At 67.2% G+C, this 8,198-nt stretch carries 11 protein-coding genes; 5 read left to right on the top strand and 6 right to left on the bottom strand.

All coding sequences use genetic code 11. From position 1 onward, the window contains the following. Positions 1-281 (top strand): DUF1294 domain-containing protein (locus OKA11_RS20695; RefSeq protein ID WP_407673493.1); only part of this gene is annotated, 281 nt, incomplete at its 5' end. Positions 282-305: 24 nt separating this feature from the next. Here OKA11_RS20695 and OKA11_RS20690 read toward each other — a convergent pair. From OKA11_RS20690 to ccmA, 5 genes are all read right to left on the bottom strand, one after another. After that, positions 306-752, bottom strand: a complete 447-nt coding sequence (locus OKA11_RS20690) for a hypothetical protein (protein ID WP_267223797.1) — start codon at positions 750-752, stop codon at positions 306-308. Between the two features lie 472 nt (positions 753-1,224). Then, positions 1,225-1,848 carry a carboxymuconolactone decarboxylase family protein gene (locus OKA11_RS20685; RefSeq protein ID WP_267223795.1) on the bottom strand — a complete coding sequence of 208 codons (624 nt, stop codon included), beginning with the start codon at positions 1,846-1,848 and terminating at the stop codon, positions 1,225-1,227. A 29-nt stretch (positions 1,849-1,877) separates the two neighbouring features. Further along, positions 1,878-3,020, bottom strand: a complete 1,143-nt coding sequence (locus tag OKA11_RS20680; RefSeq protein ID WP_267223793.1) for a sulfotransferase family protein — start codon at positions 3,018-3,020, stop codon at positions 1,878-1,880. A gap of 101 nt (positions 3,021-3,121) precedes the next feature. Further along, on the bottom strand, positions 3,122-3,781 hold the full coding sequence (locus OKA11_RS20675) for a heme exporter protein CcmB (protein WP_267223791.1): 660 nt from the start codon (positions 3,779-3,781) through the stop codon (positions 3,122-3,124). Beyond that, positions 3,778-4,356, bottom strand: coding sequence for a heme ABC exporter ATP-binding protein CcmA (gene ccmA / locus OKA11_RS20670; protein ID WP_267223789.1), 579 nt, complete (start codon positions 4,354-4,356; stop codon positions 3,778-3,780). The genes OKA11_RS20675 and ccmA overlap by 4 nt, the downstream gene beginning before the upstream one ends. A 66-nt stretch (positions 4,357-4,422) precedes the next feature. Between ccmA and OKA11_RS20665 the strand changes: the two genes are divergently transcribed. Together OKA11_RS20665 and OKA11_RS20660 are read left to right on the top strand one after the other, a co-directional pair. Further along, positions 4,423-4,722 (top strand): 4a-hydroxytetrahydrobiopterin dehydratase, encoded by a 300-nt coding sequence (locus tag OKA11_RS20665; RefSeq protein ID WP_267223787.1) that lies wholly within the window; start codon positions 4,423-4,425, stop codon positions 4,720-4,722. Positions 4,723-4,726: 4 nt separating this feature from the next. Beyond that, positions 4,727-5,848 carry an acyltransferase family protein gene (locus tag OKA11_RS20660; protein WP_267223785.1) on the top strand — a complete coding sequence of 374 codons (1,122 nt, stop codon included), beginning with the start codon at positions 4,727-4,729 and terminating at the stop codon, positions 5,846-5,848. On the opposite strand, the gene OKA11_RS20655 is transcribed toward OKA11_RS20660, so the two are convergent. Beyond that, positions 5,845-6,462 carry a DNA-3-methyladenine glycosylase family protein gene (locus OKA11_RS20655; RefSeq protein WP_267223801.1) on the bottom strand — a complete coding sequence of 206 codons (618 nt, stop codon included), beginning with the start codon at positions 6,460-6,462 and terminating at the stop codon, positions 5,845-5,847. The two genes, OKA11_RS20660 and OKA11_RS20655, sit on opposite strands and share 4 nt — an antisense overlap. 105 nt (positions 6,463-6,567) lie before the next feature. Here OKA11_RS20655 and OKA11_RS20650 point away from each other — a divergent pair, with 105 nt between their 5' ends. Both OKA11_RS20650 and OKA11_RS20645 read left to right on the top strand, forming a co-directional pair. Further along, positions 6,568-6,885 (top strand): 2Fe-2S iron-sulfur cluster-binding protein, encoded by a 318-nt coding sequence (locus OKA11_RS20650; protein WP_267223783.1) that lies wholly within the window; start codon positions 6,568-6,570, stop codon positions 6,883-6,885. A gap of 295 nt (positions 6,886-7,180) precedes the next feature. After that, entirely contained in the window at positions 7,181-8,191 is a 1,011-nt protein-coding gene (locus tag OKA11_RS20645) for a cysteine synthase A (RefSeq protein WP_267223781.1), read from the top strand. The last annotated feature ends 7 nt before the right edge of the window (positions 8,192-8,198 follow it).

Below are 8,198 nucleotides of genomic sequence, written 5' to 3'. Positions count from 1 at the left end.
CACCCATGCTTGCCGCCGCCCTGTTCGGCGGGCTCAATTTCTGGACTTTCGCCGTCTACGGCTACGACAAGGCGCAATCACGCAGAGGCGGCGGGCGGGTGTCGGAGCGGCACTTGCTGACGCTGGCGGCGCTCGGCGGCTCGCCCGGCGCGCTGCTGGGGCGGCGCCTGTTCCGCCACAAGACGCGCAAGCAGCCCTTCGTGAACTACCTCAAGGCGATCGTTGCCCTTCAGGCGATCGCCATGGCCGGGCTGATCGGCTGGGCTGCGAGCGCCCCCTGACGCTCGCTGGCCCTGCATGACGGGTCAGTCGCGGTGCTGCGGGGCGGCGACGGGATGCGCGGGAAAGATCCCGGCAATCGCCATGGCCGCGCCCAGCTTGGACAGCGTTTCGAGCAGGTCGCCCACCGCGTCCTCCTGAACCACCAGTTCCAGCGTCTCGCGAGTCGCCTGGGCGCCGCGGTCCCGCAGCGAGGAGACGAGTTCGAGAATCACCGCCTCGTGCTCGGAAACGTGATCGCAGGCCATCGGACAGAACGCGAAGGTCTCCAGCGCGTCGCGGTTGAACATCAGCATGGCGCGGTGGAACGGCTGAAGCCCGCCGATCATGCGCCAGCGCGCGAAGGCCGGGGCGAGCGATTCGGCCGGGCAGCGGCGCTGCGACAGTGTCGTGACCCAGGCCCGCATCGACCAGACGAGAAAGCGGCAGCCTTCGTCCAGAGTGCTCAGCGGGCGGTCGACATACTGGTACATGGCAGGTCTCCAGGTTGCGAAACAGGCTATGCGCAAGGGCAGGGGCGGGGCTCTTTACCGGGCTTGGATGAAAAGAGCTTGCACTTGCGAATGATTATCATTAGCCATTGATACGCAGCTTGTCCTGGCCGTCAAGCCTGCACCCAAGGACCCGGTTCCGGCACTTGTCATGGGGTGTCGGGGCTGCCCTTCCTGTCCTCCTGGGCCGGGTCGGTCTCGCCTCTCGCGAATGACCACCCGGCCCGTTTTTTCCCATGCTTTCCCTCGGTTTCTCAGTGGATTTGCGCCGGTTTATCCACAAGGATAGGCCGGCGATGTCCGCCGGCGGTGCACAGTCTGTCCCCAGACTTCCCCGAATGCGTGCCGGACTTGTCCACAGACATGCGAACAGGCGCCGCCCGATGGGCCGCGCCTGTCGGTTTGCCGCATCGGCAGGGGGAGAAGCCGCAGCAGGCGGCGGGAAATGCGCCTGTCAGCGGTAGTCGAAACCGCCCTTCGGCTGGATTTTCAACGTGTTCTGCTGGAGCGCCGTCATCAGGTAGGCACCCACCAGCATCGGCACTTCGAGCATCTGCTTCTCGTCCCAGGTCTGGGCGAGGATGTCCCAGGTCGAATCGGCCATGCAGTGATCGGCGATGAGTTCCTCCACCGCGCGCAGCATCGCCGATTCGTGCGCGCTCCAGCCCGGTGCGGCGGAGCCCTGCAGCACGCGGTCGATTTCCTCGGTGGTGATGCCGAAGGCCTTGCCGATATCGACATGCTCGCACCATTCGAACGGCGCCCCGGCAAGGCGGGCCAGGCGCAGGATCATCAATTCGCGCTCACGCCCCGGAATGGCGCCGCGCGCGGCCAGTTCGATGCCCAGCACCATCTGGCCCTTGAACATACCGGGGTGGCGCAGGGTGATCAGGCTGACGTCGGGGAAGGGGCGGCTTTCGGGGATGTGGAAGGCGGCGCGAATCGCATCGACCTGCTCCTGCCCCTCGGGGCTGACGTCTTCGAGCCGCAGCGGGGCATAGCGCGGGCCGCCCGCCGTGGTCTGCGCCATGCGGGCCGCTTCGTCGAAATTCACCGGGCCGGTGTTGGGCTTGCTCATGTTCGAATCACCTGTGTCCAAGGAAAGGGTCATGCCGCGGCGCCGGACGGCGCCCACTGCTCCATGCGCTGGAGATAGGGGGCGAAGCGCTGGCGCACGGCGGCGGGATCGAGCCCGAACCGGGCGGGATCGGGCTTGCCCATGCGCTCGGCCTGCGCGTTGTCGGCCCACCACTCGGCCATGGCATCGGCAAAGGCGGGGGAGACCTCCTCGCCGAGCCAGGCATAGAGCGCCCGCACTTCGCCGAGCGGGTCCTGATGCATGGCGCGGAAGTGGATGTCGAAAAAGCGGTGGTCCTGGCCGCCCTCGCGAAAGGCGATCGCGCGGTTCATCGCCTCGGACCAGCAGCGCAGGTTGAGTTCGCCGAGGTAGGGCATGTCGATATGGTCGGTGAACGTGCCGATGATGTCGGCATAGACGGCGGCGACGGAGAGAATGACCTCGGCCGGATCGCGGTGCGTCATCACGAAACGGGCGTCGGGGAAGGCGGCGGTCAGCGCATCGAGGTAGAGCATGTGTGTGGGCGCCTTGAGGCGCCATGCACGCGCCGGTTCGCCCCACTGCAGCAGCTTCAAGGTGCGTTTCTGGTAGGCGTAGGTGTCGTTCAGGTCGGTTTCCAGTAGCCAGTCCGAATAGCGCGGAATCCGGGCGAAAGCCTGAAAGATCTGGCTCTTGAAATCGAGCGCCATCAGGTCCTGGCACTCCATCGCGCCGTCGATGCCGGAGGGGGTGCGCTTGCCGCCCTTCAGCAGCGCATCGCCGCTGGTGGCGGCCACGCCGCGGCGCGGATCGGGGGCGGGAACGGTCGATGGCGGGGGGCAGGGCTGCGCACTTTCCCAGACGCGGAGGTAGCGGATGCCGGGGTCGCTGGCGAGCAGGTAGGACAGCGCCGAAGAGCCCGTGCGTGGCAGGCTGACGCCGAACAGCGGGGCGACGATCTGCTCATCCTCGATCTCGGGATGGCGGCGATACCAGTCCTCGATCAGGAGGCGCTGCCTGAGGTGGAGCCCGATCCGCTCGGTCAACGCGCGCTCGCCCACGGTATTGAGGCGGGCTTCGCGGCGCAGAGAATCGGAAAGAATTTCAAGGCCTTCGCGGAAGCTGTCCGGCCCGAAATCGTTGAGGCCGGTCTGGCGCTGCGCGTCCTCGATCAGCTCCTTGTGATCCTGCATCGGTCCCTCTCCGGCGTCCGGCCTCGAGGCCGGATCGTGCGGGGGCGACTATGCTTGGCGGGAGCGCGGCGCGCCAACCGCCGGGGCGATGATGGAGCGGATCAACTGCGCGCGGATCGCACGGCGGCGCCGCCTGCAAAGGGCGCGATGGCGAGCAGGACGAGGCTTGCCGCGGCGGCCAGCGCAAGGCCGCTATCGCCGCCCGAACCCAGGCTTCCGGCGCCGAAGATCAGCACCGGCACCGCCAGCGGGATCACCAGCAGCCCGCCCAGCGCCGCGCCGCCGCGCAGGCCGGCGGTAAGCGCGGCCACGGTCACGCCGAGCGCGGCAAGGCCGGGGGTTCCGGCCAGCAGGCCCAGTTCCACGGTGCGCAGCGTCGGCTCGTCGATCCCCAGCAAGGCGGCGGCGGGCAGGGCGGCGAGCATCAGCGGCGGCCCGAAGCTCAGCCAATGGGCCAGCACGCGCACGGCGATCACGATTTCCTCGGACATGCCGCGCAGGGCCCATTGGTCGAACTGGCCGCCTTCGATGTCGGGCTCGACAAGCCGGTCGAGCGGCAGGATCGCGGCGAGCAGCGCGGCGATCCAGATCACGCCGCCGCCGGTCCGCGCCAGCAGCCTGGCATCGGGGCCGACCGCGAAGGGATAGAGCATGGCGACGGTGAGGAAAAACAGCACCGGCATCACCGCGCCGCCGCCGCGTCCGCCCAGTAGCAGGCGCGCCATGTCGCGCTTCAGGAGGGGGAGGAGCCGCCCGCTCATGCGGCAAATTCCCCGAGGGCCAGTGTGCGTTTACGGGCCAGTGTGAAGGGCTGGTGCGAGGCGATCAGGGCGATGCCGCCGCCCGCGCAATGCTCGGCCACCAGCGCTTCGGTAAGGGCCGCTGCGTCGCTGTCGAGGCCGTTCAGTGGCTCGTCCAGCAGCCAGATCGCGGCGTTCTCGCCGATCAGCCGGGCGAGCGCGGCGCGCTTTTTCTGGCCGGTGGACAGATAGCGCACAGGAACGTCCAGCAGGGGGGCAAGGCCAAGGCGCTCCACAGCGCTGTCTTCCGCGCGGTCCAGCACGCGCCAGAACGCCAGAGCGCGGCCCAGCGGCAGGGCGTGGTCCAGGGCATGGCGTTCGTCGATCAGGCCGATCGCGCCGCCGGTCTGCACGGTTCCGGCAAAGGCCGGGGCGAGGCCCGCGACGATGCGCAGCAGGCTCGACTTGCCGATGCCGTTGCTGCCGGTGACGTGCAGCGCCTCGCCCGGACCGAGGCGCTGCGACAACCCACGGAACAGCAGCCTGTCTCCGCGCCGACACGCCAGATCTTCGATTGTTACGGACGCCCCTTGCATGCCGCCCTGCGATAGTGGAAAGGCGCGGCGCTGCCAAGGAAAGCGACAAGCGGCACAGGAGGCACCATGTCCATCGCCCGTCTTACCGATGCCGAGCGCGCCGCCGCGCTGGGCACGCTGCCCGGCTGGAACTTGCGCGAGGATGGCCTTGCCATCGTTCGCACCCTGAAGTTCGGCGATTTCAACGAGGCTTTCGGCTTCATGACCCGCGTCGCCATCGAGGCCGACAAGCGCGATCACCATCCCGAATGGTTCAACGTCTACAACCGGGTGGAGATCACGCTGACCACCCATGACGCCGAGGGCCTGAGCGAGCGCGATGTGGCGCTTGCCCGCTTCATCGACGGTATCGCACCGGCGGCATAAGGCCGTGGCCGGGAACGTGCCCGAAACGGGCGAGCAGCGCTTTCTGACGCGGCCGCTTTCGGTCGTGCTCGATTTCGCGCGTTTCGGCGCGGCGTTGCTGGTGGCCGTGGGGCATGCCGTGCAGCTCGGCCTCTACCGCGGGCCGTTCCCGTTCGGCCTGAGGATGCAGCACTACTGCGTCATCGTGTTTTTCGTGCTTTCCGGCCTTGTCATCAGCACGTCGGTGCAGGGCGGCCGGTCGAGCCTGCCGCGTTATTTCGTGGCGCGTGTATCGCGGATCCTGCCGGTGGCGATCCCGGCACTGCTGTTCGCGGTGCTGGCAGCGTACGTGCTGGCAGGTCCGGTACGTGTCTATATCGACAACAGCCCCGACGATCCGCTGGAAGTGGCGTCGCGCCTGCTGCCGCCGATGGCGTTTGTCAGTGCCTGGCCGGGCATGCCCGCGCCGGTCTGGAACCCACCCTACTGGTCGCTCTGCTATGAGGTGTGGTTCTACGCGATCTTCGCGCTGGCGGTATTCCTGCGCGGCTGGGCGCGGGTGGCGGCGGTCCTGGTGGCCTGCGTGAGTGCCGGCGGGGCGATCCTGCTGCTGATGCCGGTCTGGCTGATGGGCGTGGCGCTGACGCATGCTCCGGCAGCGCGCCGTCTGCCGCTGACCGCCGCTCCCATGGTGCTGGTGGGCTGCGTGTGGCTGGCGCTGGCCTTGTTCGAGATTGACCGGGCCGTGCTCAATCCGCTGCTCAAGGCATGGTGGCCGGGCAAGGCGCAGTGGTCGCAATGGGCGCTGTCCGATTTCGCGATGGGACTGGTCATGGTGCTAGCGCTGATTGCCGTGCGGCCCTTGGCGCAGCGTTTCGCGGAGCCGATCATGCGCTTGCGCGAACTGGCGGGATTGCTCGCTGGATTTTCCTTCACGCTGTACCTGTTTCACTGGCCGCTGCTGCAACTCGCCCGTTCGCACGGGCTGGTTGCCGGGCGTAACCCGCTGGCCTTCGCGGCGTTGCTGGGGTTGGTGGTGGCGCTCTGCGCGCTGATTTCACTGCTGACGGAGCGCCAGTCGCCGCGCTTTCGGCGCTGGATGGAGGCGCGGATGTTCGCACCGGTGGAACAGCGCCGACCGCTTTAGAGCGCAGGATTGTTGTAGCAGTGCCAGGTGAAGATTGCCGCGGCGCCGCGGTGCGGGCGCCACTGCTCGGCCAATAAGCGGGCCTCCTTCTCGCTCGGGCGCGCGTCGAGACCGAGGATCTTGTGCATGCCCGCCTGCACGGCGAGGTCGCCGGCCGGCCAGATGTCCGGCCGCCCTTCCGCGAAGAGCAGATAGACTTCCGCCGACCAGCGGCCGATGCCCTTGATCCGCACGAGCTGGGCAATGGCCTCCTCGTCGTCGTCGGGCAGGTTGTCGAGGTCGAGTGTTCCGGCTGCCACCAGTTCGCAGAGCGAACGCGCATAGCCTTGTTTCTGCCGGGAAAGGCCGCAGGCGCGCAGGGCATCGAAGTCGGCGGCAAGCAAGGCGCCGGGGGCGATCTCGGGGCCGAGCAAGGCTTCCATCCGCGCCCATACCGATGCGGCGGCGGCAACCGAAACCTGCTGGCCGACGATCGTGCGCAGCAGGGTGGCATAGCCGCGCGCGCGAATGCGCGGTTCGGGGTAGCCGGCGCGCTCCAATGCGCGGGCCATGGCCGGTTCGCGCATGGCGATTTCGTCGAGGCCAAGTTTCAGTGCGTCGGCGCTCAAGCCCATCATGTGTCTTTCTTGCCAAAGGGGGACGCAGCCTTTAGCAGCCGTGGGCAAAGGCCGGAACACGCATGTCATGAAACATGCAGGATCATAAAAGGAAAGACGGGAATGCCGCAGATTATTGTCGTCAACCAGGCGGGTGAAGAATCGACCGTCGAGGCCACCGTGGGCCGCACCCTGATGGAGACGATCCGCGACAGCGGTTTTGATGAACTTCTGGCACTTTGCGGCGGTTGCTGCTCCTGCGCGACCTGCCATGTCCATATCGATCCGGCCTTCGCCGACAAGCTGCCGGCGATGAGCGAAGACGAGAACGACCTGCTCGACAGCTCGGACAACCGCAACGAATATTCCCGCCTGTCGTGCCAGGTGCCGGTGACCGACGCGCTCGAAGGCTGCAAGGTCACGATCGCCCAGGAAGACTGAAAAAAGCCGCCGAGTTCGGTCTCCTGAGGGGGCTGCAAGCGGCCGGTTTCTGCGCTTCCGGTGCTCACGTGCTGAATGTACGCTGCGCGCCGGTTCTCGAAACCAGCCATGCTCGCTCCCCCATGAGGCGGAGCTCGGCGACTTTTCATCTCGGTTTGGACCTCAGGCTTTTGCGCGGGGGTGGGGCCAGTCACCACGCGCATGGCCAACCGCTCTCGCAAGAATCATCCGTGCTTTAGCGGGATAAAGCGCAAATCATTTGCGCCATGGGCTTTGCGTTCCTAGTTGTGCGGGCATGACTGCTCCTGCACCCCAGCGCACCACGCTCGACCTCATCGGCAACACTCCGCTCGTTCTGCTCAAGGGCCCTAGCGAAGCTGCCGGCTGCGAGATCTGGGGCAAGTGCGAATTCGCCAACCCCGGTGCCTCGGTGAAGGACCGCGCGGCGCTGTGGATCGTGCGTGACGCCGAGGCGCGCGGCGAGTTGAAGCCGGGCGGAACGGTGATCGAGGGCACGGCGGGCAATACCGGCATCGGTATCGCGCTGGTCTGCAACGCGCTCGGCTACAAGGCCGTGATCGTGATGCCGGACAACCAGTCCAAGGAAAAGATGGACACCTTGCGCGCGCTCGGCGCCGAACTGGTGACGGTGCCGCCCACCAAGTTCGCCGATCCCAACCACTTCGTCCACACCTCGCGGCGCCTTGCGGCGGAGACGGAAGGGGCTACCTGGGCCAACCAGTTCGACAACATCGCCAATCGCAAGTCGCATATCGAGAGCACGGCGCCGGAAATCTGGCAGCAGCTCGAAGGCCGGATCGACGGTTTCACGTGTGCGGCGGGCACAGGCGGCACGATCGCCGGCACCGGCATGGGCCTCAAGGCCTTTGACGAGAGCATCACGGTCGCGCTGACCGATCCTTATGGCGCGGCGCTCTACAACTACTATGCGCATGGCGAACTGAAGGCCGAAGGCAGCTCGGTTGCCGAAGGCATCGGCCAGGGCCGGATCACCGCCAATCTCGAAGGCGCGCCGATCGACACCCAGTTCCGCATTTCCGACGAGGAGGGCCTCGAATGGGTGCGCCGCCTCTTGTCGGAAGAAGGGCTGTGCCTCGGCCTGTCCTCGGGCATCAACGTGGCCGGTGCGGTGGAACTGGGCCGCAAGCTGGTCGGCGAGGGCAAGCGCGACGCGCGGGTCGTGACGATCCTGTGCGATACCGGCTTCCGCTACCTCTCCTCGCTCTACAACCGCGAGTGGCTGGAGGCGAAAGGCCTGCCGGTCTTCCCTTGGCTCGCAAGCTGAGGTAAAC

The sequence above is a fragment of the Novosphingobium clariflavum genome (genome assembly GCF_026420865.1).
GTDB lineage: Bacteria > Pseudomonadota > Alphaproteobacteria > Sphingomonadales > Sphingomonadaceae > Novosphingobium > Novosphingobium clariflavum.
This window is presented reverse-complemented; position numbering and strand designations above follow the sequence as displayed.

Bases quoted from the DNA above. Each gene is read 5' to 3' on its own strand.
- OKA11_RS20655 (WP_267223801.1), bottom strand. From the start codon at position 6,462: ATGGGCTTGAGCGCCGACGCACTGAAACTTGGCCTCGACGAAATCGCC.
- OKA11_RS20685 (WP_267223795.1), bottom strand. From the start codon at position 1,848: ATGAGCAAGCCCAACACCGGCCCGGTGAATTTCGACGAAGCGGCCCGC.
- ccmA (WP_267223789.1), bottom strand. From the start codon at position 4,356: ATGCAAGGGGCGTCCGTAACAATCGAAGATCTGGCGTGTCGGCGCGGA.
- OKA11_RS20645 (WP_267223781.1), top strand. From the start codon at position 7,181: ATGACTGCTCCTGCACCCCAGCGCACCACGCTCGACCTCATCGGCAAC.
- OKA11_RS20675 (WP_267223791.1), bottom strand. From the start codon at position 3,781: ATGAGCGGGCGGCTCCTCCCCCTCCTGAAGCGCGACATGGCGCGCCTG.
- OKA11_RS20665 (WP_267223787.1), top strand. From the start codon at position 4,423: ATGTCCATCGCCCGTCTTACCGATGCCGAGCGCGCCGCCGCGCTGGGC.
- OKA11_RS20680 (WP_267223793.1), bottom strand. From the start codon at position 3,020: ATGCAGGATCACAAGGAGCTGATCGAGGACGCGCAGCGCCAGACCGGC.
- OKA11_RS20650 (WP_267223783.1), top strand. From the start codon at position 6,568: ATGCCGCAGATTATTGTCGTCAACCAGGCGGGTGAAGAATCGACCGTC.
- OKA11_RS20690 (WP_267223797.1), bottom strand. From the start codon at position 752: ATGTACCAGTATGTCGACCGCCCGCTGAGCACTCTGGACGAAGGCTGC.